Origin of the sequence: Actinokineospora inagensis DSM 44258 (assembly GCF_000482865.1) — a bacterium.
GTDB classification, from domain to species: domain Bacteria; phylum Actinomycetota; class Actinomycetes; order Mycobacteriales; family Pseudonocardiaceae; genus Actinokineospora; species Actinokineospora inagensis.
In genome coordinates this window covers 53,545-74,759 of sequence record NZ_AXWW01000032.1, presented here as the reverse complement: position 1 = coordinate 74,759, position 21,215 = coordinate 53,545, and the positions used below count along the sequence as shown (strand labels likewise).

The following is a 21,215-nucleotide window of genomic DNA, read 5'->3' as shown; positions in this document are numbered from 1 at the left end:
CCGCGGCTGGCGGCGGACCTCCCGGCCCGCCACCTTGCCCCGCGCCGCCGCCAACCCGTCCGGACCCCCAGCGGTGTCGATCTCGGCCTCGACCGTGGTCATTGCGGCGTTCCCAGCAACGTGGCCAGCACCTCTGGTCGATACCCGCCGGCCGGCAACGACGGCACTGACGCTGCCGTCGCACGGGTACGGTGGTGGATGAGCATCCGCTCCACCACCTCTTCCACCACGGGCTCGGTGTAGATCTGGGTGGTGGTGACGTGGGCGTGCCCCATCACCCACTGCACATCCACCAGCGACAGGTTCGGGTCGGCCAGCATCCGTTTGGCCGCCGAATGCCGAAGATCGTGCAACGACCAATTCGTGCCCAGCGTGCCGTTCGCGCGTTGCAACACCGCCCGCATCGCCGCGTACGTCAACGCCCGATATGGGCGACGCAACGTCTGCCACAGCCACGCCTGCCCCGACCGCGACACCCGACCGGCGAACTCCTGCTGGTACAACCGCAGCCACACGAACGAATCCGGCGACGCCGGCAGCCACTGAAGATCCCGGCTGCCCTTGCGGATCACGCCGATCAACTGCTGCCCGACATCCACCCGATCACACGTCACGCCCAACAGCTCCGACGCGCGAGCACCGGTCGAGATGTAGAACGCCAGGATCGCGCGGTCCCGGTGACTGGGCATCGCAGCGAACAACGCATCAAACGCCGCGTCCGGGATGTTCGGCGGTTGCCGGCGCGGCACCTTCGGCTGGAAGTCCGCCCGCCGCCCGGCCACGAACGGCTCCAACGGGTTGTGGTGCGCATTCACCCGCTCACCGTTGGACCCGCGCCGGTCTGGCATCGGATTGGCCAGCGGGCCAGTGCCTTGGACGCGGTGGTACTCGTAGAACATGCGGACCACCGTCCGATTGTGACGGCGAGTCCGTGGCGCGTAGAACAGACTCGGATACGACTTACGAGTCACCGGATTCACTGACCCCGGAGCTGGTGCGGTCGCCTTGCGCGGACGATCCGGCTTGCGTGTTGATCCCAGCCACAGCATGAAGTCCCGTGCTTCGGCCCGACTTGCTCGATCCCACGCGATGCCGATCGCCCACAGGAAGCGGTACCACCGCAACAATGCCAGCCCATACGATCGCACACTGCCCACCGGCCAGTCACGAGCCCGAAGGTCGTGCAAGAACTCCGACACCTCGGCCACGTCGACGCCGTCAGCATCCATCAGCCTGAACCCGACCACGGGCTCGCCAACCTCAACGAGCGCACCTACGCGCGGCACGACCAGCCTCGCGAGATCCCGCAACGAATCGTCCACTGTCAACCTTCCTTCGTGTTCGGCGCGATGACCGTCCGATCCGAACACGAGAAGGAGATCAACAGTGGGAGCCTCGATCCACTTGGAGACCCAAATAGACCTGCGACAATCACGGATAGTGACCCCGGCGGCTACCGCGCCAGTCGGCCGGTAGTTCGGTCAACAGGTCTCCGGCGCCGAGGCCGCCGGTGGTGAGGGCGAGGACGAGGTAGGGCAGTGCGAGGACGGCCATGCCGGTCAGTGCGCGGGACAGGTTCGCGTGGTGGGGGTCGAGGACGGCGACGGCGGTGAGGCCCGCGCCGAGGATCATGTGGCTGGGGACGATCATTGCGCTGGGGAGTCGGTGTTCCGCTTGGTCCACGATCGCGAGGGGGACCAGTGCGGCGGTGAGGTAGCTGAAGGGTGCCAAGGCGTGGTGCCAGCCTGTCCGCCAGGCCAACGCGGCGAACAGGACCCCGGTGAGCGCGTGCGCGTGCCGAAAACTACGTCCACGCAGTTCAAGAGGCATGTCGGTACTCGTGGATGACTCCGCCGATTCGGTCCAGTCGGCGTACGGTGAGGCGTTCGATCTGGTCGGGTTCGAGGGGCTGGGGGCATGCTCGCAGGGGCGCTGCGGCGGCTAGCGATCGGTGGGTTCGGTGCTGGTTGTAGTGACGCTCGTACTCGCGTAGCGCGTGCCGCAGGTGGGTCTCGTTCCAGATCAGGGCGCGGTCCAGGAGTTCGGCGCGAAGTGTCTTGACCCAGCGTTCGGTGATCGAGTTCATTCGGGGCATCCTGACACCGGTCAGGACGGTGGTGATCCCCGCGGTGCTGAGGACCTCATCGATCATGGCGGGATATCTGGTGTCGCGGTCACGAATGAGGAATCTGACTCGCGTGGGAGTGTCGGCGTCTTCGAGATCCATGAGCAGGTTGCGGATCGCCTGTGTCACCCAGGTGTGGGTGGGGTGTGCGGTGGTGCCGAGAATGCGGACGCGTCGGCCTGTGTGGTGGATGGCGGCGAGTATGTACTGGCGCGCTCCGGTCAGGGTGATGGTCTCGATGAAGTCCATCGCCAGGATCGCGTCGGCCTGGGATCGGAGGAAAGCCGTCCACGTGGTGGTTGTCCGGCGAGGGGCCGGGTCGATGTCCTCGGTTTTGAGGATCTCCCACACCGTGGATGCGGCGATCGTGATGCCCAAGAGGGCGAGTTCGCCGTGGATGCGTCGGTAGCCCCAGGAAGGATTCTCCGTCGCCAAGCGCAAGACGAGGCGGCGGACTGAGGCGACCGTGCGCGGACGTCCAGGCCCACGACGCCCACTCGCGTGGGCATGTCGGCGTTTCACCAGGTCTCGATGCCACCGCAGCACAGTGTCAGGGCTGACCAACAGTCGGATTCGGCGCAGCGACGCGCGGGCCAAGGGCGCGAGCAGAATCGCGAGCAAGGCCCTGTCCTCGGGCAGCAGCCGTGGGCGCTGATCGCCGAGTTGTCTACGCAGGACCGCGAGTTGATGGCGCAGCGCAAGGATCTCGAGATCCTTCTCGTGGTCGGCCATGCGCAACAGTCGCAGCGCGGCGAAGGCATGGGAGACAGCGAGGTAGACGAAGCGGACCAACACGAGCCACGATCATGCCCGATGCCAGCCCGTCACCCACCGACGCCCGCTGACCTGCGTGGACGTAAAGTCGGCACGTCCAGGCTCGACAGACGCTGGCCACTGACCACCCGGGGCTGGCAGGGGCGTACCAACTCGCGCCGCCAGCATCCTCGCCTCTCTCTGCCACGTGTCTCAGTCGGACTCGGCGAATGACAGTCATAGTAGGTAGTCTGCCGCCTAGAAGTACCAGCCGATCGCGGCGAGGTCACTATCGCACCGGTCACGGGCTCGTACGGCACGGGCGTTTCGATCTTCGATAGTTGCCGCGTCGTCCATGTCTGCCAGGCACGTAGCGATCTTGCCCGCGACTGCCGACGCGGCGAACGAGGTCCCAGCCCCTACCGCGAAACCAGTGGGTCTGTTGATGGCAGCTTGTTCCGATGGGTTGGAGCCCACTGGCTTTCGCGCGCCCTGCCACAGCGGGACGGTGCTGACCACGGCGTTGCCGGGGGCCCACCGGGTGACCCAGTCGCCCTCGTTGCTGAACGCGGCGACGGACTTGCCCGACGGGTTGAGCGCGCCGACCGCGATCAGCAGCGGGTTGCCGGTGTTGGACCCGTCGGAGTTGAGCGCCATCGCGGCGGGCACGAACGGCCGGGTGGTCGCGTCGTTGCCCGCGGCGGCGACCACGACGACACCGAGGTCGGTCAGCTTGCGCACCGCCTCGGCCAACTGCAGGCCGGTGTTGTGGTCGGTGTGCTCGGGGTAGAAGCCCAGCGAGATCGACACGACGTCGACGACCTCGTCGGGCCGGTTGCCCGCCAGCGCCCGATGAACCCGCCGGCGCAGCCACTCCAGGGCCAGCAGCACCGAGCCGTCGGTGGTGACGCCGTCGGTGTGCAGCACCCGCAGCGACAGCACCCGCGCGTCCGGGCAGTTCTGGAAGACCAGCCCGGTGACGAAGGTGCCGTGCCCGGAGTGCGAGTCGGTGATGCCCAGCAGCGGCTGCAGCACGTCGCGCTCGTCGTTGGGCGAGGCGAGCGAGGGCAGCGCGCCGCCGCTCTCGTCGGTCAGCGTGGTCTCCAGGTCGGCCAGCAGCCCCTGGAACTCCTCCGACACCTCGACCACCGGGTCGGTGCCGACCGCGCCGACGGTCAACCACGGGTGCTCACCGATACCGGTGTCGAGCACCGCGACGACCGGGCGGCGACCCAACGCCAGGTCGGCCGGGGCGCGCCGGGTCGGCTTCGGCAGGAACAACCGCACCGCGTTGCGGGAGTCGTCGCCCAATGCAACGGCGCTGAGTTCGTTGCCGAACGGCACGCCATCGAACGGAACGCCGTTGCTGAAGGGGACTCTGTTCTCAATGGGGACACCGTTGCCGAAGGGCACGCCATTGCCGAACGGCACGCCGTTGCCGAAGGGGACGCCATTGCCAAATGGAGAGCCGACACCGTGGGCGTGGCCAGACATGCCGACCGAGGCGGCCAGCGCCAGGTGCTCCAGACCAACGCCACGCAGCGCGTCGTGTCCGAAGACCCGGCGCAGGTTGGCGAGCACGGTCCACGGGTCCGGGGCATGCTCGACGATCGCATCCGGACGAACGTGCAGCAGTACCGGATAGGCGTACCAGTCGTCGAAGGTCTCCAGGGCCTCACTCCAGTCCGCAGAGTCCGGCAACTGTACGACCAGCTCAACCCCCAGCGGGACGAGCACCTCGTTGAAGCGCGCCATGGCCGCATCGTCGCGAATGAGGGCCAGCGGCATAAGCAGCGTGTTGGACCGGTAGGCGGTGGTGTCGGGGCGCCTGCCGCGCTCGCCCGGCACCGCTGTGGACGGGTTGAGGATCCTGGCGCGGTGCCGTACAAGCACATCGGCCGATAGGACGGTCGCCTGCGATACATCCTTCGCCCGGTTGCCGGAGACGGGTTGGGCCACTCGCTCCTCCGCCATCCAGGCGGTGAGCCTGGTCAAGCCGCCTGCCAGGTCGTACGGCGGGTCATCGTCAAGCGGTGTGGAGGTGACGGTGTGGAGTAGGGTGGTCAGCCCCTGGTCTATCGGGTTCTCGTCTTTCACTCCTCCTCCTCTCCCGCGCACCCGAGGAACGGAACATCGGGGCCGATGGTCTCGATGATCTCGTCGCGGGCGTGCTTGCGGTGCACGCGGACCGTAGTTGGAGCGATCCCGAGATGCTCGGCGATCTCCCCGGTGGTCATATCCTCGTGCCAAGTCAGATAGGCAACCCGGAAACGGGCAGTAGGCATGGACCGCAGGAGCTTCCAGCAGCGTTCAAGCAGGATCGAGTGAATGGCGCGGTGGTAGGTGTCCTCGGCCGCAGTCGAGACGACCATGTCAGCCAGAGGCGCATCGCAGGCCGAGCTTCGCCACCTGTCGATCGACTTGTTCTGCAAGACTCTGAACAACCAGGCCCGCCGCCGGTCGCTATCAAGGCAACGCAGGGTCGCCCAAGCCAGGGCCGCAGCCTGAAACACCTCCTGGACCAGGTCTTCCGCCGAGGCCGGGTCGCCCTGGTTGAGACGGAGCGCATGGAGGTGCAGCCCTTCGGCTGTGTGTTGGAACAATTCGGCCACCTCCTCCGCGTGTTCCTCAGGAATCCGTCGGACCATCCCGGCCCTCCCGCCGAGGTGGGCGCCGCTGACCAACCCTGACGTGGATACCCGGAGAACCCCGGCTCGGCCGCACCTCGAGGGTGGTACCGGCTGGCGCACGTTCGACCAGACGCAGAAGTGTCCAACCGCTCAGGTACTCGCCCGCCAGCCCGGCCACCGCCAACGCAGCACACCCGCAGGCGGCCTGCCAGGACCACAGGCCCGCGCCCGCCACAATCGGTGGACCGAACCATGCGGCGAGTCTCCCGGAACTAGTCATCACACCATGACATCGGGCCTAGACCGAAACCTGTTTAAGCACCCGGTCGGTTCAGCGGAAACCAGCCACCGCGCTCCCGGCGGTTGCCGCCGGAGCGTGCCGCAAGGGAGACGGCTGTAGCCGGTGACAAGTACCTGATCGGAGCATTCACATCGCAGCGAGCCGAACCAACGCGAGGTTCTCCCAGACTCGCCCGCTGTCCCCGACTACCACGCCCTGGCAGCAGCGCTCGACATCCAGCAGGTCAACCACACCGTCCAGGTGATGAGGTCATGCCGCCAAGTGCATGCACGAACACGGAAAGTCGGTTCGGCGGACGCGTTGTGCTCACCGTGTGGAGCGTCGTGGTGCATGCTGTATGGCACCTCGTTCGGAACCGGCAGGCGGGAGCTTCATGGTGGGGTCGATGGTGCCGCTTCGTCGGTACGTCCTGCCGGTGGGCTCGCCTGTGTTGCTCGACTGCGACGGGTTCCTGCTACCAGTGGCGGATGAGCGGTGGTGGGCCGAGGGGGATGTGAAGGCCCCAGTGCTACTCGAGGAGTTGGTGGGAACTTCGGGGAGCTTCGTTCTCCTGTCAGCGGGAGGTACCGGGAAGTCGACAGGGGTCTGCTGCACGAGTAGGTGACAGTTGTAGTCACGCAGCCTGACTGGCTGGCGTGGTCATAATTGCTTCGTATTCGATGGGGGTCAACCTGCCGAGGGCGGTTTGGCGTCTGCGGCGGTGGTAGGTGTGTTCGATCCAGGTGACGATCGCGATCCGCAGCTCATCACGGGTGGACCAAGTGCGCCGGTTGAGTACGTTGTTCTGCAGCAACGCGAAGAAGCTCTCCATGGCGGCGTTGTCGCCTGCGGCGCCGACTCGGCCCATCGATCCGATCATGTTGTGCCGGTTCAGGGCGCGGACGAACTTTCGTGATCGAAATTGCCTGGGTTCAATTGGTCGTTGCAACACCGGGTTGTTGGAGGGAGAGTATCTGTTGCTCGAGGACCTCGGCTGGAGTCTTCCAGTCGAGGCTCTTTCGGGGTCGGTTGTTGAGCGCGATAGCGACGGCGTCGAGGTCCTCGGCGGACCAGCGGGAGAGGTCCGTGCCTTTCGGGAAGTACTGGCGCAGCAGTCCGTTGGTGTTCTCGTTCGTCGGCCGCTGCCAGGGCGAGTGGGGGTCGGCGAAGAACACCTTCGTGCCCGTCTCGAGCGTGAACTGGGCATGTGCGGAGAGTTCTTTGCCGCGGTCCCATGTGAGCGTCTTGCGGAGCTGTCCGGGAAGCTTGGTCATCGACGCGATGAGCGCGGCGTTCATCGCGACGGCGCCGTAGCCGCCCAACGCAGGACCGTTCTTGACGGGCGGGTTCTCACCCCAACCCTCCAGCCGGGGCAAATGCACCAGCAACGTCGAGCGGCTCTTGCGTTCGACGATCGTGCCGATCGCCGACCGGCCGGTGCCAATGATCAGGTCGCCCTCCCAGTGCCCCGGAACGGCGCGGTCAGCGGCTTCGGCGGGCCGCTCGGAGAACACGACGTCGGCACCGACATGCCCTTGCGGGCGGTTCTGCGTTCGAGCCCGTGGCTGTCGCAGAGCGCGGCCTGTTCGCAGGCAGGTGACCAGCTCGCGTGTGAGTGCGCCACGGCCCTGGATGAACAGTGACTGGTAGATCGCCTCGTGGCTGATGCGCATGGACTCATCATCGGCGAAGTCGAGCTTCAGCCGGTGCGAGATCTGCTCCGGACTCCACGCCGTCGCCCACCGCCGATCCTGCCGATGGCTTGTTCAGCCCCTTCCACGCCGACGGCTCTGGCCCGACGACGGTGCCGTCCGGCCGGCGGACTTTGCCGGCGAGGCGCTCCTGGACGTACTCACGCAACCGGTCGTCGGCCGCGAGCCTCGCCGTTTTAGGACGCTTCGCCGCCTGCTGAGCCTTCCACTGCGCCACCAACGCCCGATACTCCTGCTTACCGCCTCGGGTAGCCGCGTTGCGGCGCAACTCGCGGGAGATCGTCCCGGGATCGCGCCCGATCACACGCCCGATCACACGCACGCCGGCCTGCTTTGCGCGCAGAAGCGCTATCTCCTCACGCTCCTCGAAAGACAGGTAGCGGCCGGTAGGCGCGGCAAGCGAGATCGGTGGCATGCCACCAGCGTGGCGAAACCAGCGGGTCCCGACCGGCACGGACACGCCCACCGCCACCGCGGCCTCGGCCGACGTGATGCCCGTCGCGATCAGACGCCAGAACTGCCGTTGCACCGCCCGCGAAGGCTCAGGCCGCCCGGGCGAGCGCATCGCGGGCCGCAACGCCCGATCCGCGCGCCACTGCCGACGCGCACCCTCCGGCACATCGCTGGTCTTCTTGCTCCAGTCCGCCGTCGCCATCGTCGACCACCTCCGACATCAGAGGGTGTTGCGACGACCAGTTGAATCCGCCCGCACAGGTAGAGCTTGCCCTCGCCGGTGCGGTGTTCGGTGATATCGGCCAGCCACAACCGATTCGGGCCCTCGGTGGTGAAGTCGCGCTGGACAAGGTCGTCGTGTGTCGCTGGTCCTGGCATGCCGCTCCTGCCTCGACACTTGTTCTTGCTGAACCCACTCCACCAGCCCATGCCGGAACAGATCTTCCAAGCGGTGCGCTCGGCCATCGGCCGCCCGGCAGCTCGGGCCTCGTCGGCCAGGAACTGGTAACCGAACTCCGGGTCATCGCGGTGAGCGTCGAACAGCGCGTCCGCCCGATACGCCTCGGCCAGTTCGGCGTCGGTGACCGGGCAGGCGAGCCACCGATAGTAGGGCTGTCGAGCAAGTTTCAAGACCCGGCACGTCACCGCGACGGGAATCCCGTCCGCGGCCAACTCGCTCACCAGCGGGTAGATCCTTTTCCCGGCAGATTCGCCTGCGACAGATAAGCCGCCGCACGACGCAACACCTCGTTCTCCTGCTCCAACAACCTGTTCCGACGTCGCAGTTCCCGCAACTCGGCCGATTCACCGCGGGTGACACCCGTCTTGACGCCCTCGTCGACCTCGGCCTGACGCAGCCACGTGAACAACGTCATCGGATGAACCCCGAAGTCCTTCGCGATCTGCTCGACCGTCATATCCGGGTCACGCTCACGAGCAACCCGCACGACGTCATCGCGGAACTCCTGCGGATAAGGCTTGGGCACAGCGACATCCTCCCAGGCCAGCCTCACGGCCAGCCAACTCAGGCGTCACCTGTCGGTGCAGCAGACCCAATCGAGACCCGGTCACTCGCCGACCGGGGGAAGTCCCTGTGCCTTGCGGATCTCGTCGAGTACCGCGGCGACCGCGTGCAGGCTCTCCTCCGGCAGGCCGACCGCGCGCAGGGCGATGGAGCGGACGCCGGACTGGCGGAGTTCGTCGAGCATGGCCAGTTGGCGGGCGGTGGTGTCGGCGTGGTCCGGGTCGACGAAGTAGGCCGGGGAGACGCCGAAGAAGGTGGCCAGGGACTGCAGGAGGTCCGGGGACGGGTTGGCCCGTTTGCCGGTGCGGATGGCCGAGAGGTAGGCGCCGCTGACGCGCAGGGTGGGGTTGGCCGCCTTGAGGTTGGCGGCGACCTCGTCGTTGGTCCAGCGTCTGCCGTGCGGCCTGCTGGTGCGGAAGAGGGTGTCCAGGCGCTCGGCCAGGCCGTCCGGTTCTGCTGACATGTCGACCTCCGGCTCCATCCGGGCGCAGTCTATCAACTGAGAGTTGAGACGATCATGTGATCGGGGGCACATTGCCCAGCCGGCAGCGCCCGTCCTACGGTCGAGATGCAACCGATAGTTGATCCAACTCAACTGCTAGACGAAATCACTCGGCGCTGATGCCTGTCAGCGACCCTACGCCCGTCTCGGGCGGGATCAATCCGGCGCGGCCGTGAACCGCCCGGTTGAACCCGTCAACTGGCCGCGGCTCTCGCGGCACTGGCACCGATGGGGGATGAGGATCTTGGCGCACCCGTTCCTGGCCCGGCTCGCCGACTTCGGCGACCGGGACGCGGTGGTCCACCACGGCGAGCGCTACGGCTACCCGCGGCTGCTCGACTCGCTCGCCCGGTGGCGACACCGGTTCGACGAGCACGGCGTCCGCGCCGGTGAGGTCGTCGCGCTGCACGCCGCCCACTCCCCGCAGGCCTGCGGGGCGCTGCTCGCCCTGGTCGAACGCGGCGCGGTCGTCGTGCCGCTGACCACCGTGCCACCGGCCAAGCGTGCGGAGTTCCACGAGATCGCGCAGGTCCAGACCGTGGTCACGGTCGACGGCGAGCCGTCGGTCACCGGTACCGGGCGCGCCGCCGACCACGAGCTCTACCGGCGGCTGCGCGCGGACGGCGCCCCCGGCCTGGTGCTGTTCAGCTCCGGGACCTCCGGGCGTAGCAAGGCGTCCGTGCTCGACTTCCACCGCGTGCTCGACCGCTACGGCCCACCCAAGCGCCCGTTGCGCACGCTGTCGTTCCTCAACCTCGACCACATCGGCGGCATCAACACCCTGCTGCACACCCTCGGCCAGGGCGGCGCGCTGATCACCGTCGCCGAGCGCGACCCGGACACCGTCTTCGCCGCCATCGCCGAGCACCGGGTCCAGGTCCTGCCGACCACCCCCACCTTCCTCAACATGGTGCTGATCTCCGGCGCGCTCGACCGGCACGACACCACCAGCCTGGAGCTGCTCACCTACGGCACCGAGCCGATGCCGCCGCGCACCCTGCGCGCCGTCGCCGACGCGCTGCCGGACGCGCGGCTCAAGCAGACCTACGGGCTGTCCGAGCTGGGCATCCTGCCGACCCGCTCACGCGGCGACGGCTCGCTGTGGGTGCAGCTGGGCGCGGCGGGCTTCGAGCACAAGGTCGTGGACGGGACGCTGCGGATCCGCTCCGAGATGGCCATGCTCGGCTACCTCAACGCCCCCGCGCCCTTCGACGCCGACGGGTTCTTCGACACCCAGGACGCGGTGGAGACCGACGGCGAGTGGCTGCGCATCCTGGGCCGCCGCTCCGAGGTGATCAACGTGGGCGGCGAGAAGGTCTACCCCGGCGAGGTCGAGGACGTGCTGCTGCAGGTGCCCGGCATCGCCGAGGCCACCGTCGCGGGCGCGCCCAACCCGGTCACCGGCATGGTCGTGCGGGCCACCGTCCGGCTCACCCGGGACGAGGACCCGCGGCAGCTGACCCGCCGGGTCCGCGAGTTCTGCCGGGGCAGGCTGGACGGCTACAAGACGCCGGTCGTGGTCGAGGTGGCCGACGGCCCGCTGCACTCGGACCGGATGAAGAAGACCAGGAGCGCGTCGTGAGCGGCGTCGCGCTGGTCAGCGGCGGCAGCAGGGGTCTGGGCCGGGTCCTGGTCCGACAGCTGCTCGACGACGGTTGGCGGGTGGCCACCTTCAGCCGCACCCTCAACGACTTCATCGCCGACACCCTCCGCTCGGCGGGGGACCGGTTCCACTGGGCGTCGCTGGACGCGGCCGACGGCGACGCGCTGCGCGGCTTCGCCCGCGACGTCGCGGCCCGGATGGGCGGCATCGATCTGCTGGTGAACAACGCCGCCGTGCTGCACAAGGGCCTGTTCGCCACCATGCCGCAGGTCGAGGCGGTGCGGATGGTCGAGACGAACCTGCTCGGCCCGATCGTGCTCACCCAGGCCTGTGTGCGGGAAATGACCAGGACCGGTGGCGGGCAGGTCGTCAACATCTCCTCGATCAACTCCCGGCGCGGCTACCGCGGTGTCGCCGTCTACACCGCGACCAAGGCCGGCCTGGACGGTTTCACCCGGGCGCTGGCCGTGGAGCTGGGCGCCTTCGGGATCCGGGTCAACTCCGTCGTCCCCGGGTTCTTCGACTCCGAGCTGACCGCCTCGGTCAGCGCGGAGCACCGAGAGCGGATCGCCAAGCGCACCCCGCTGGGCGCCGTCGCCACCGCGGCGGATGTCGCGGGCGCGGTGCTGTACCTGGTCTCGCCCGCGGCCTCGGCCGTGACCGGGCAGACCCTCGTCGTCGATGGAGGAATCTCATGCTGAACACCACGCAGGACATCCGCGCCCTGGTCGCCCGCGAGATCGGCGACCTGCTGCTGGAGGCGGGCGGCGACACCGTCACGCCGAGCGGCGCGCTGCACGAGCTGGGGCTGAACTCGCTGATGCTGGCCAGGCTGGTCATCGCGCTGGAGTCGGCCACCGGCGTGGACCCGTTCACCGGCGGCGAGGCGTCCATTGTGGACATGCGCACCGTCGAGGACATCGCCGACGCCTACGACCGGGCGCTGGCCGCCCCGGTGGCCTGACGTGGCCGCGCGGGAACTGCTGGCCCCGCTGCGGTTGGGTGGCATCGAGGAGGTGCTCGGCCCGGCGGCCGGTCGCTTCTTCGGCGCGGGCTACCGGCGCGCCGACTACACCGTCGCCGACGTCGTGCTCCCCGGCACACCCGACGAGGACGCGACCGCGGTCGTGGACATGACCTACCCGGCGGACTGGTCGCGGAAGAAGACCGGTGTCGATCTCCGTCCGCACCTGAGCAGTGTCGACATCCTGGTGCTCGGCGCGCAGCTGGCCGAGGCCCACCTGGCGAGCGCGCTCGGACTCGACGGCGCCGCCGGGGAACGGATGTGGTTGCGCAAGGCCGTGTTGCGGGCCGGTCTCACCCCGCAGGAAGACCTGATCGGCTTGCCCGCCTCGGCCCGGCGGGTCGCCGCCGAACCGGTCGGCCCCGGGCTTGTCGTGTCCGTTGTGGACACCCAGGTCGGTGCCATGCGGGCCCGGCTGGAGATCGAGCACGACGCGTCGAACGGCCCGGCCCGGCCGGGACGGCACGCGAGCATCGATGACGTGCTCGGCCCGGCGGCGGATCGCTACTTCGGTACCGGGTTCCAGACCAGGGGGCAACTGCTCGACGACGTCGAGGTCACCGCCGACGCGGCCACCGCGTCGGTCGGCGTGGACGGCGACCGGGCGTGGACCGGCCTCGGCGCCGGGTACGGCCCTGGAGTGTCCTTCGTGGACTGTTTCGTGGTCTGCCTGCAGCTCGCGCAGGTACTCATGTACCGGATGGACCGGGTCGCCCGGGGCGAGTCCAACACGCTGTGGATGCTGAACACTACGCTGTCCGCCGCGCGCGCCGCGCGGCCGTGGGAACGGCGGATGCCCGCCCGCACGGCGATCCGCGGCAGCCACCTGCTCGCGGTGCGCGGCGGCACCTGGCGCAACGTCGACATCGACGGGGAGCTCGGCGGCGTCGAGCTGCGCAGCTCCCTGGCACACGAGCTGCCCGCCGACCGCGGGCGGGAGGGGAACGGACGATGATCAGGCTCGCGGTGTCCGGCACGTACTCGTCGGGCAAGACGTTCACCGTGATGGCGCTGTCGCACTACACCGGTGTGCCGCGCACACTGGCCAAGACCATCCGGGAGATCATGCCGGACGCGGTGCCGGGCAAGGCGCTGTGGGAGGTGACCCCGGCGGAGTTCCTGCAGCTGGCGATGCGCAGGCACGTCGGCAGGGCGGTGCACGAGGCCACCATGCCCGACGGGTTCATCTCCGACGGGTCCTCGCTGCAGGAGTGGATCTACGGCGCGGTCCGGGTCCGCTACGGGATGAACCCGAGCGCGACCGCGCACCTGGCGCCGGTGCCGCGCGCCGAGCTGTCCGCGGAGATGCTGTTCTTCGAGCAGGTCGTCGCCCAGTACGGGCACGCGTTCAAGCAGCACGTCGCGCAGAGCTTCGACGCGGTCGTGCACCTGCGCAACGAGCTGGGCATCCTCGGCGACGGGCACCGGCCGATGAACCAGGACTTCCGCGACGAGTGCGACACCATGCTGCTGGACACGCTGACCGAGATCGGCGTGCCGCACCACGTGGTCGGCGGCCCGGTCCGGGAGCGGCTGACCCGGATCGCCGAGCTGTTCGACCTGCCCAGGGTGCGGTCGGCGGACGAGGCGATCGAGCTGGCCTCGGCCGAGTACGCCCGGCTGGACCTGCGGCTGGAGACCGAGCGCGCGAAGCCCGCGCTCGCCTAGGCCGGTGGCGCGCACCGCGGCGTTCTTCGCCGTCGACCACACGCTGATCACCACGGCGAGCCTGCCCGACCTGCTCGCGTTCGACCCGGTCCGGCCCACGCCCGCGCCGCGGCGGGCAGGCGCCGGTCACCGCGCGCTCGCGGGCCTGGACGCGGCCGGGCTGGCCGACCGCGGCGCGGCCTGGTTCGCCTACTGGCACCGGCGGGGCGGGCTGTTCCACGAGCCGGTGCTGACCGCGCTGCGGCGGCACGGCCGGGCGGGTGAGCCGGTGGTGCTCGTCGCCGACTCGGTTCCCGCCTGCCTGGCGCCGATCGCCGCGTTCGTCGGCGCCGACGCGGTCGTCTGCGCGGAGCCGGTCGTCCGCGACGGCCGCTACACCGGGGAGACCGTCCCGGTGGGCGGGCTGCGCGGGTTCGCCGACGAGCACGGCGTCGACCTCGCCGCGTCGTACGCCTACGGCGGCCGGGCCCGCGACCTTTCCCTGCTGCGGAAGGTGGGTTCGCCCGTGGTGGTGGGCGACGACGAGGTCCTCGCCGCCGCGGCCGCCGCGCACGGGTGGCCGCGCTGGTCGCACATGGCGGTGGACACCCGCGGCCGCGGCTGCCTGTCGAAGTTGACCCACCGCGAGCTGCAGGTGCTCGACCTGCTCGCGCGCGGTTGCTCCAACCTCGCCATCTGCGGGCGGCTGCGGCTGAGCCCGAAGACGGTCGAGGCCCACGTGCGCAACCTGTTCACCAAGCTCGAACTGCCGCCCCGGCCCGACGAGCACCGCCGGGTGCTGGCCGCGGTCACCTACCTCGGCCACCGTGCCGACCGACTCACGAGGAGCCGATCATGACAGGGACACTGGGCAACGTCGGCGAGTTCACCGCCGTCGACCACGCCGCGGACGCGTCCTGGTTCGTCACCTTCATGGACGTCGCCAACGCCCTGCCCGAGTACGCCGCGGTCCGCCGCGGCCTGGCGGGCGCGCTCGGCGACCTGGCCGGGGCGTCCGTGCTGGACATCGGGTGCGGCACCGGCGACGACGCCCGCGAGCTGGCCGCGCTGGTCGGCGCGGGCGGCCGGGTGCTGGGCACCGACATCAGCGCGGCCATGGTGCGCACCGCGGCCGAGCGCTCGGCCGGGCTCGAGCTGCCGGTCGACTTCGAGGTCGCCGACATGCGCGCCCTGCGGCACGCCGACGGCGCCTTCGACGGGGTCCGGGCCAAGCTCGTCCGCCAGCACTGCGACGACATCGACGCCGCCGACGACGAGCTGATCCGGGTGCTGCGCCCGGGCGGCAGGCTCGCCGTGTTCGACTACGACTTCGAGACCCTCGCCGTGGACCACCCCGACCGGCGCACCACGCGGGCGGTGGTGTCCGCCTGGGTCGACGGTCACCAGCACGGCTGGATCGGCCGCGGCCTGCCCCGCCGGTTCCTGGACCGGGGCCTGCGCGATGTCACGGTCACCCCCTACACGGTCCGGTTGCCGTTCGACTTCTTCCGCGCCTCGTTGGAAGGACGCCTCACCGCGGCGTCGGCGTCGGGCCAGCTGGCGTTGACCGAGGACCGGTTGGCGTCCTGGTGGGCGCCGCTGCACGAGGCCGAGGACCGGGGCCGCTTCTTCGCCTCCCTCACCGGCTTCCTGCTCGGCGCCACCCGCTGACCGCCGCATGACCTTCCTCGCGCCTGCCGTGGGCGCGGCGCGCGGGGGCGGATCGGGTCGGCGGTCGGGTCAGCTCGTGACCGCGTCGGCCCGCTTGACCGGGTCGACCGGGTCGACCGGGTCGGGGGTGCCGGGTCCGTCCTGGGCGAGCAGCAGGTCGCGCAGCAGCGCGGACAGCTGCTCGCGGGCCTCCGGGCCCACCCGGTCGATCACGTCGGCGGTCGCCGCGGAGTGCGCGTGCACGGCCCGTTCGCCGAGGTCGACACCGGCGGGGGTGAGCGCGACGAGCAGCGACCGGCGGTCGCCGGGGTCGAGCCTGCGGGCGACCAAGGCACGGTCCTCCAACCGGACCAGCCGCTTGGTGAGGCCGCCGCCGGAGATCATCAGCCAGCGGTTGAGCGCGCTGGGGGACAGCTCGTGCGCCGGTCCGCTGCGCAGCAGGATGGCCAGCACCTCGAACTCGCCGGGGTCGAGGCCGAACGGCGCGAGGGTGTCGACCGCGAGCCGTTCCAGGTGCCGCGCCAGCAGGCTGATCCGCTTGGACACGGCCATCTGCCGCAGGTCCAGGTCGTAGTCGGACCAGCCCCACTCCCCGAGCATCCGGTCGACGTCATCGCGTTCGCTCACCCGGCCAGGGTACTTCACCCCAAGGGTATTTCGCTCGGATATAGTATGCTGGAAAAATAAACGCCAGCGAAGCAACCCCGCAGGAGAGCCGCATGAGCTCCACCAGCACCACCGACCCGACAACCGGCGCACCACCGACCCAGCCGCCCGACGCGGGCACCGGCCGCCCCGTGGCCGTGGCGGTCGCCTTCCTGACCCTGCTGGTCATCGGCACCGACCTGTTCGTGGTGTCCCCGCTGCTGCCCGCCATCGCAGGCGAGTTCCACGTCTCGCCCGGCGCCGCGGGCTCCACGGTCACCGTGTTCTCCCTGGCCTACATGCTCGGCGCCCCGCTCGGCGGCGCGCTGGCCGACCGCGCGGGCCGCCGGACCGTGCTCGTCATCGGCCTTACCGGGTTCGCCGTCGCCAACGTGCTGACCGTGCTCGCCCCCGGCTTCGGCCTGCTGCTGGCCGCTCGCGTGGTCGCGGGCCTGTTCGCCGCCGGGGTCACGCCCTCGCTGCTGGCGCTGGTCGGCCAGTCCGCCCCGCCCGCCCGCCGCGGCGCCTGGATGTCCATCGCCATGGCGGGGTTCCTGATCTCGCTCACCACCGGCGCCCCCACCGGCACCGCCGTCGCCTCGGTCTGGGGCTGGCAGGCACCGTTCGTGGGCCTGGGCGCGCTGGCCGCGATCCTGGCCGTGGTCAACCGCTTCACCTGGCCGCGTGGCGCCCCGGTCGCCGCCGCGGGCCAGACCGCGGAGAAGGTCCCGCTGATCCGCAAGCTGCGCGCGGTCTCGGTCACCGGGATCTGGGCGTTCGCCGTGTACTCCTTCTACACCTACCTCGGCAGCGGTCTGGCCGATGTCGCGGGCCTGTCCACCGGGGCCATCGCCACCGCGCTGATCGTCTACGGCCTGGGCGCCGTGGCGGGCAGCCTCGGCGGCGGACGCCTGGCCGACCGGTTCGGCTCCCGCGTGGTCGCCACCACCAGCCTGATCCTGATCGCCGCGACGCTGCTGGTCGTCGACCTGCTCCTGCACGCCCCCACCTGGCTGCTGCTGGCCGCGCTGGGCCTGTTCGCCCTGGCCGCCTACCCGTGCCTGCCCGCCTACCAGTCCCGCCTGGTCGCCGCCTTCCCCACCGCGAGCGGTTCGGTCATGGCCTGGAACAGCTTCTTCATGTACCTGGGCACCTCGCTCGGCTCCGCGGCGGGCGGCCTGCTGCTGTCCTCCGCGGGCTTCCCCTGGATCCCCGTGGTCGGCGCCGCCGCGGCACTCCTGGGCGCCCTCGTCTACCAGCATTCCCTGCCCCGACCGACGAAGCCGTGACCCCGCCGCGAAAGGAGGGACGATGACCGAGCAGGCAACCGAGAACCGCACCGCGATACCCGTCACCGCAAGGGTTTCCCTCCGCGTCAACGGCGTGGAGCACCACCTCGTCGTCGAGCCGCGGATGACCCTGCTCGATGCCCTGCGCGAGGTCATCGGCCTCACCGGCACCAAGAAGGGCTGCGACCGGGGCGAGTGCGGCGCCTGCACCGTCCACGTGGACGGCCGCCGGGTCAACGCCTGCCTCACCCTGGCCGTGATGCAGGACGGGCACGACGTGACCACGGTGGAAGGTCTCGGCACGCCCGAGAACCCGCACCCGGTGCAACGCGCGTTCGTCGCCAACGACGCCCTGCAGTGCGGTTTCTGCACCCCGGGCCAGGTGATGGCGGCTGCGGCCTGCATCGCCGAGGGGAACGCGACCGCACCGCACCGAATCCGGGAGTGGATGAGCGGCAACCTCTGCCGCTGCGCCGCCTACCCTCAGATCATCGCCGCGATCCAGGAAGCGGCGCAGGCGGACCCCGTGGACCCGGCCCATGCCCGCTGACACCGGGTTCGACTACGTGCGCGCCGCCGACACCGCCCACGCCCTCACCCTCCTGGACACCCCCGGGGCCAAGCCCATCGCGGGCGGCACGGACCTGGTCACCCTGCTGCGCTCCGGTGTCGACCGCACGCCCCTGCTCGTCGACCTCGCCGCCCTGCGCGGCCAGGCGGTGCGCGTCGAGCCCCGGCCGCCGCTCGGCGGGCCGGGGATCGTGCTGGACGCGCTGGCGCGGATGGCCGACGTGGCCGCCGACGGGTGGGTGCGGGCCACCTACCCGGTGATCGCGCAGGCCCTCGAACTGTCCGCCTCGCCGCAGGTCCGGAACCTGGGGACGGTGGCGGGCAACCTCGCGCAACGGACCCGCTGCCCGTACTTCCGGGCCGAGGCGCCCACGCCCTGCGCGAAACGGTCCCCCGGCAGCGGGTGCGCTGCCCGGCGCGGGGTCCAGCGCGGCACCGCCGTCTTCACCGCGGACCCGGACTGCGTCGCCACCCACCCGTCCGACCTGGCCGTCGCGTTGGCCGCGCTGGACGCCGAGGTGCTGGTCGAGTCGCGGGCGGGGGAGCGGACCATCCCGGTCACCGAGTTCTACCGCCCGGACGCCGAAACCGTGCTCCGCCAAGGAGACCTGGTCACCGCCGTCGCCGTGCCGCCGGTGGCCGCGGGGAGCCGGTCGGCCTACCTCAAGGTGCGGGAACGGGCGTCCTTCGAGTTCGCGCTGGTCTCCTGCGCCGCCGAGGTCGTCCTCGACGGCTGCGTGATCCGGTCGGCCCGGCTCGCCGTGGGCGGGGTCGCCGGTCACCCCTGGCGGCTGACCGAGGCGGAGTCCGCGTTGGTCGGACTCGAACTGGGCGCCCCCGCGGTCCGATCGGCGATCGACACCGCCTTCGCCGCGGCCGACCCCTTGCCGGGGGCCGTGTTCAAAGTGGAACTGGCCGCCCGCGCCGCGGTCCGTGCCCTCCGCGCCGCGGGCAGCCACCGATGACCGTGCCCGCGCGGGAGCATGAGATGAAGGAGGATCGGATGAGCCGGGCTCGGACCCGCGTCGACGGTCCGGCGAAGGTCGCGGGCGTCGCCCGGTATGCCGCCGATCACCCCGGCCCGGACCTGCGGCACCTCGCGCTGGTCACCGCGACCGTGCCCGCCGCCACGATCTCCACAGTGGACACGACGGCGGCGTCGGCGGCACCCGGCGTCGTCGCCGTGCTCACCCACGAGAACGCCCCGAGGCTCGCCCCGCCCGTCGGCGCGCCCTACGGCGGCAGACTTCCGTTGCAGGACAACGAGGTCCACTACGACGGCGAACCGGTCGCCGTCGTGGTGGCGGACACGCTCGACCACGCGCGGGCCGCGGCGGACCTGGTGCGGGTCGACTACGAGGTCCGCGCGGCGATCACCGACTTCACCGCCGTCACCGACCTGGTCGTCCCCTCGCCGCCGCCGCGCTGGGGGCCCGCCGACACGAACGTCGGCACGCCCGAGCCCGCCGAGGTCACCCTGGCCAGGGTGTACACGACCGCCGCCCGGCACCACAGCCCGCTGGAGCCCTCCGCGACGCACGCCGAGTGGCGGGACGGGCGACTGTTCGTCCGGGACGCCACGCAGGGGGTGTTCGGCGTTCGGACGGTGCTGTCGTCGGTGTTGGGGCTGCCGAGGGAGGACATCCGGGTCGTGGCCGAGTACACCGGCGGCGGCTTCGGGGCCAAGGGTTACGTGTGGCCGCACCAGATCATCGCCGCGATGACCGCCGTGCACCTCGGTGGCGCGGTCCGGCTGGTGCTGACCAGGGCGCAGAGCTTCACCTCGCACGGCTACCAGCCGCCCACCCGTCAGCGGATCACCGTCGCCGCCCACCGGACCGGGCGGATCGCCGCGCTGGAGCACGACTCGGTCAGCCCCACCGCCACCTACGGCGGGTACGTGGAGATGGCCGCGAACGCCACCCGCGTGCTCTACGCCGCCCCCGCGATCCGCACCAGCCACCGGATCGCGCCGGTCAACACCATCCTGCCCACCCCCATGCGCGCCCCGCACGAGGGACCCGGCGCGTTCGCCACCGAGTCCCTCATGGACGAGCTCGCGCACGAGCTCGGGGTCGACCCGCTGTGGCTGCGGCTGCGCAACCACGCCGACGTCGACCCCACCAGCGGGCTGCCGTTCGCCGCCAAGGACCTGCGCGCCTGCTACCGCGAGGGCGCCCGCCGCTTCGGCTGGGAGCGCAGGCCGCTGGCGCCGCGCAGCGTGCGCGACGGGCACGACCTGGTCGGCTGGGGGATGGCGAGCGCGGTCATGGCGACCTTCCGGTTTCCCGCGTCGGCCAGGGTGCGCCTGCGGGTGGACGGGACGGTGGTGGTGGAGGCGGGCTGCCAGGAGATCGGCACCGGCACCTACACGATCCTGCCGCAGGTGGCCGCCGACGTGCTGGGCTGTCCGGCCGATCAGGTCACGCTGCGCCTCGGCGACACCGACCTGCCCGAGACCGGCATGACCGCCGGTTCCTCCACCACGTTGAGCGTGGGATCGGCCATCTCCGCCGCCGCCACCACCCTCACGGCCCAGCTCGCCGAGCTGGCCGGAGCCGACGCGGTCTCGTTGACCGGCACCACTCTGGAACTGGACGGCGACCCGGACCGCGTCGTCGACCTCGCCGACCTGTTCGCCGAGCACGACCTGGTCGAGGTCACCGCGGACGGGAGCTTCACGCCCACCGACACCGGCCATTCCCTGCACAGCTTCGGCGCGGTGTTCGCCGAGGTCGCGGTGGACGAGGACTTCGGCACCTGCCGGGTGCGCAGGCTCGTCGCCGTCTACAACGCGGGCCGGATCATCAACCCGCTCACCGCGCGCGGCCAGATGACCGGCGGCCTGATCTGGGGCATCGGCCAGGCCCTGCTCGAACAGTCCACACTGGACCACGAGCTGGGTCGGTTCGTCAGCAAGGACCTGGCGGGCTACCTGGTCGCCACCCAGGCCGACGTCGGCGAGCTGGAGGTGGCCTTCGTCGGCGAGCACGACCCGCACTCCGGTGCCATCGGCGCCCGGGGGATCGGCGAGCTGGGCGCCGTCGGCGTCGCCCCCGCCATCGCCAACGCCGTCTTCCACGCCACCGGCAAGCGAATCCGCTCCCTGCCCATCACCCCGGAGAACCTCCTGTGATCCCCGGCCGATACCGGGTGGGGATGAGGGGGTGGGTGGCGGGAGAGAGGAGATTCAGGGCGCGCCTGGCTTCCGCGTTCACCTCCATGGTGATCGCGACCGCCGTGGCGCCGATGGGCTGTGGCGGACCTTTCCCGGCGGTGCAATGGGA

At 70.6% G+C, this 21,215-nt stretch carries 20 protein-coding genes and 2 pseudogenes; 11 read left to right on the top strand and 11 right to left on the bottom strand.

All coding sequences use genetic code 11. The features are described 5' to 3' along the window. Positions 1-98: 98 nt before the first annotated feature. The 10 genes and pseudogenes from H504_RS0114315 to H504_RS0114275 all read right to left on the bottom strand — a co-directional run bounded on the left by H504_RS0114315 (position 99) and on the right by H504_RS0114275 (position 9,458). Complete coding sequence (locus H504_RS0114315; RefSeq protein WP_245614242.1) at positions 99-1,322, bottom strand: tyrosine-type recombinase/integrase; 1,224 nt, start codon at positions 1,320-1,322, stop codon at positions 99-101. A gap of 109 nt (positions 1,323-1,431) precedes the next feature. Then, complete coding sequence (locus H504_RS35025) at positions 1,432-1,830, bottom strand: A24 family peptidase (protein ID WP_051385837.1); 399 nt, start codon at positions 1,828-1,830, stop codon at positions 1,432-1,434. Then, entirely contained in the window at positions 1,820-2,920 is a 1,101-nt protein-coding gene (locus H504_RS0114305) for an integrase core domain-containing protein (protein WP_026423340.1), read from the bottom strand. The genes H504_RS35025 and H504_RS0114305 overlap by 11 nt, the downstream gene beginning before the upstream one ends. A gap of 216 nt (positions 2,921-3,136) precedes the next feature. Further along, positions 3,137-4,975 carry a S8 family serine peptidase gene (locus tag H504_RS38675; protein WP_026423339.1) on the bottom strand — a complete coding sequence of 613 codons (1,839 nt, stop codon included), beginning with the start codon at positions 4,973-4,975 and terminating at the stop codon, positions 3,137-3,139. Continuing rightward, positions 4,972-5,490 carry an RNA polymerase sigma factor gene (locus tag H504_RS38670; protein WP_169735390.1) on the bottom strand — a complete coding sequence of 173 codons (519 nt, stop codon included), beginning with the start codon at positions 5,488-5,490 and terminating at the stop codon, positions 4,972-4,974. Before H504_RS38670 ends, H504_RS38675 begins: the two co-directional genes overlap by 4 nt. A gap of 932 nt (positions 5,491-6,422) precedes the next feature. After that, a pseudogene (locus H504_RS0114290) lies at positions 6,423-6,713 on the bottom strand (integrase core domain-containing protein); the annotation flags it as partial. A 7-nt stretch (positions 6,714-6,720) separates the two neighbouring features. Beyond that, positions 6,721-8,065 (bottom strand): annotated as a pseudogene (locus H504_RS35010) (IS30 family transposase). Next, positions 8,005-8,634 carry a hypothetical protein gene (locus H504_RS42415; RefSeq protein ID WP_211239319.1) on the bottom strand — a complete coding sequence of 210 codons (630 nt, stop codon included), beginning with the start codon at positions 8,632-8,634 and terminating at the stop codon, positions 8,005-8,007. Before H504_RS42415 ends, H504_RS35010 begins: the two are co-directional and overlap by 61 nt. Then, entirely contained in the window at positions 8,631-8,939 is a 309-nt protein-coding gene (locus tag H504_RS42410) for an IS3 family transposase (protein ID WP_026423336.1), read from the bottom strand. The genes H504_RS42415 and H504_RS42410 overlap by 4 nt, the downstream gene beginning before the upstream one ends. 81 nt (positions 8,940-9,020) lie before the next feature. Further along, positions 9,021-9,458, bottom strand: a complete 438-nt coding sequence (locus H504_RS0114275; protein ID WP_245614241.1) for a helix-turn-helix domain-containing protein — start codon at positions 9,456-9,458, stop codon at positions 9,021-9,023. Positions 9,459-9,714: 256 nt separating this feature from the next. On the opposite strand from H504_RS0114275, the gene H504_RS0114270 reads away from it, so the two are divergent. The 7 genes from H504_RS0114270 to H504_RS0114240 are packed head-to-tail and all read left to right on the top strand — an operon-like array spanning position 9,715 to position 15,424. Then, entirely contained in the window at positions 9,715-11,061 is a 1,347-nt protein-coding gene (locus H504_RS0114270) for a class I adenylate-forming enzyme family protein (RefSeq protein WP_035304333.1), read from the top strand. Then, positions 11,058-11,783 carry an SDR family NAD(P)-dependent oxidoreductase gene (locus H504_RS0114265; RefSeq protein WP_026423333.1) on the top strand — a complete coding sequence of 242 codons (726 nt, stop codon included), beginning with the start codon at positions 11,058-11,060 and terminating at the stop codon, positions 11,781-11,783. The genes H504_RS0114270 and H504_RS0114265 overlap by 4 nt, the downstream gene beginning before the upstream one ends. Beyond that, a complete protein-coding gene (locus H504_RS0114260) occupies positions 11,777-12,046 on the top strand; it encodes an acyl carrier protein (protein WP_026423332.1) in 270 nt (89 codons plus the stop codon). The genes H504_RS0114265 and H504_RS0114260 overlap by 7 nt, the downstream gene beginning before the upstream one ends. A gap of 1 nt (position 12,047) precedes the next feature. Then, positions 12,048-13,061, top strand: a complete 1,014-nt coding sequence (locus H504_RS0114255; protein WP_051385836.1) for an AvrD family protein — start codon at positions 12,048-12,050, stop codon at positions 13,059-13,061. Next, a complete protein-coding gene (locus H504_RS0114250) occupies positions 13,058-13,774 on the top strand; it encodes an AAA family ATPase (RefSeq protein WP_084467689.1) in 717 nt (238 codons plus the stop codon). Before H504_RS0114255 ends, H504_RS0114250 begins: the two co-directional genes overlap by 4 nt. 4 nt (positions 13,775-13,778) lie before the next feature. Further along, positions 13,779-14,612: a haloacid dehalogenase-like hydrolase gene (locus tag H504_RS35005; protein WP_051385835.1), complete on the top strand. Its 834-nt coding sequence runs from the start codon at positions 13,779-13,781 to the stop codon at positions 14,610-14,612. Beyond that, entirely contained in the window at positions 14,609-15,424 is an 816-nt protein-coding gene (locus H504_RS0114240) for a methyltransferase domain-containing protein (RefSeq protein WP_026423329.1), read from the top strand. Before H504_RS35005 ends, H504_RS0114240 begins: the two co-directional genes overlap by 4 nt. Before the next feature lie 69 nt (positions 15,425-15,493). On the opposite strand, the gene H504_RS35000 is transcribed toward H504_RS0114240, so the two are convergent. After that, the gene (locus tag H504_RS35000) at positions 15,494-16,051 is read right to left on the bottom strand and encodes a MarR family winged helix-turn-helix transcriptional regulator (protein ID WP_051385834.1); all 558 of its coding nucleotides are present in this window, start codon (positions 16,049-16,051) and stop codon (positions 15,494-15,496) included. A gap of 92 nt (positions 16,052-16,143) precedes the next feature. Here H504_RS35000 and H504_RS0114230 point away from each other — a divergent pair, with 92 nt between their 5' ends. Genes H504_RS0114230 through H504_RS0114215 form a run of 4 tightly spaced genes read left to right on the top strand, consistent with a single transcriptional unit; the run spans position 16,144 to position 21,064 of the window. Then, the gene (locus H504_RS0114230) at positions 16,144-17,358 is read left to right on the top strand and encodes an MFS transporter (protein ID WP_026423328.1); all 1,215 of its coding nucleotides are present in this window, start codon (positions 16,144-16,146) and stop codon (positions 17,356-17,358) included. A gap of 22 nt (positions 17,359-17,380) precedes the next feature. Further along, positions 17,381-17,908: a (2Fe-2S)-binding protein gene (locus H504_RS0114225; RefSeq protein ID WP_051385833.1), complete on the top strand. Its 528-nt coding sequence runs from the start codon at positions 17,381-17,383 to the stop codon at positions 17,906-17,908. Next, on the top strand, positions 17,898-18,893 hold the full coding sequence (locus H504_RS0114220) for an FAD binding domain-containing protein (RefSeq protein ID WP_035304331.1): 996 nt from the start codon (positions 17,898-17,900) through the stop codon (positions 18,891-18,893). The genes H504_RS0114225 and H504_RS0114220 overlap by 11 nt, the downstream gene beginning before the upstream one ends. Before the next feature lie 38 nt (positions 18,894-18,931). Beyond that, positions 18,932-21,064, top strand: a complete 2,133-nt coding sequence (locus tag H504_RS0114215; RefSeq protein ID WP_026423325.1) for a xanthine dehydrogenase family protein molybdopterin-binding subunit — start codon at positions 18,932-18,934, stop codon at positions 21,062-21,064. Positions 21,065-21,215 lie beyond the last annotated feature (151 nt).

Coding starts and splice junctions, on each gene's coding strand:
- H504_RS0114240 (WP_026423329.1), top strand. CDS start 14,609: ATGACAGGGACACTGGGCAACGTCGGCGAGTTCACCGCCGTCGACCAC.
- H504_RS0114250 (WP_084467689.1), top strand. CDS start 13,058: ATGATCAGGCTCGCGGTGTCCGGCACGTACTCGTCGGGCAAGACGTTC.
- H504_RS35025 (WP_051385837.1), bottom strand. CDS start 1,830: ATGCCTCTTGAACTGCGTGGACGTAGTTTTCGGCACGCGCACGCGCTC.
- H504_RS0114220 (WP_035304331.1), top strand. CDS start 17,898: ATGCCCGCTGACACCGGGTTCGACTACGTGCGCGCCGCCGACACCGCC.
- H504_RS0114215 (WP_026423325.1), top strand. CDS start 18,932: ATGAGCCGGGCTCGGACCCGCGTCGACGGTCCGGCGAAGGTCGCGGGC.
- H504_RS0114275 (WP_245614241.1), bottom strand. CDS start 9,458: ATGGAGCCGGAGGTCGACATGTCAGCAGAACCGGACGGCCTGGCCGAG.
- H504_RS0114225 (WP_051385833.1), top strand. CDS start 17,381: ATGACCGAGCAGGCAACCGAGAACCGCACCGCGATACCCGTCACCGCA.
- H504_RS0114260 (WP_026423332.1), top strand. CDS start 11,777: ATGCTGAACACCACGCAGGACATCCGCGCCCTGGTCGCCCGCGAGATC.
- H504_RS0114270 (WP_035304333.1), top strand. CDS start 9,715: ATGAGGATCTTGGCGCACCCGTTCCTGGCCCGGCTCGCCGACTTCGGC.
- H504_RS0114230 (WP_026423328.1), top strand. CDS start 16,144: ATGAGCTCCACCAGCACCACCGACCCGACAACCGGCGCACCACCGACC.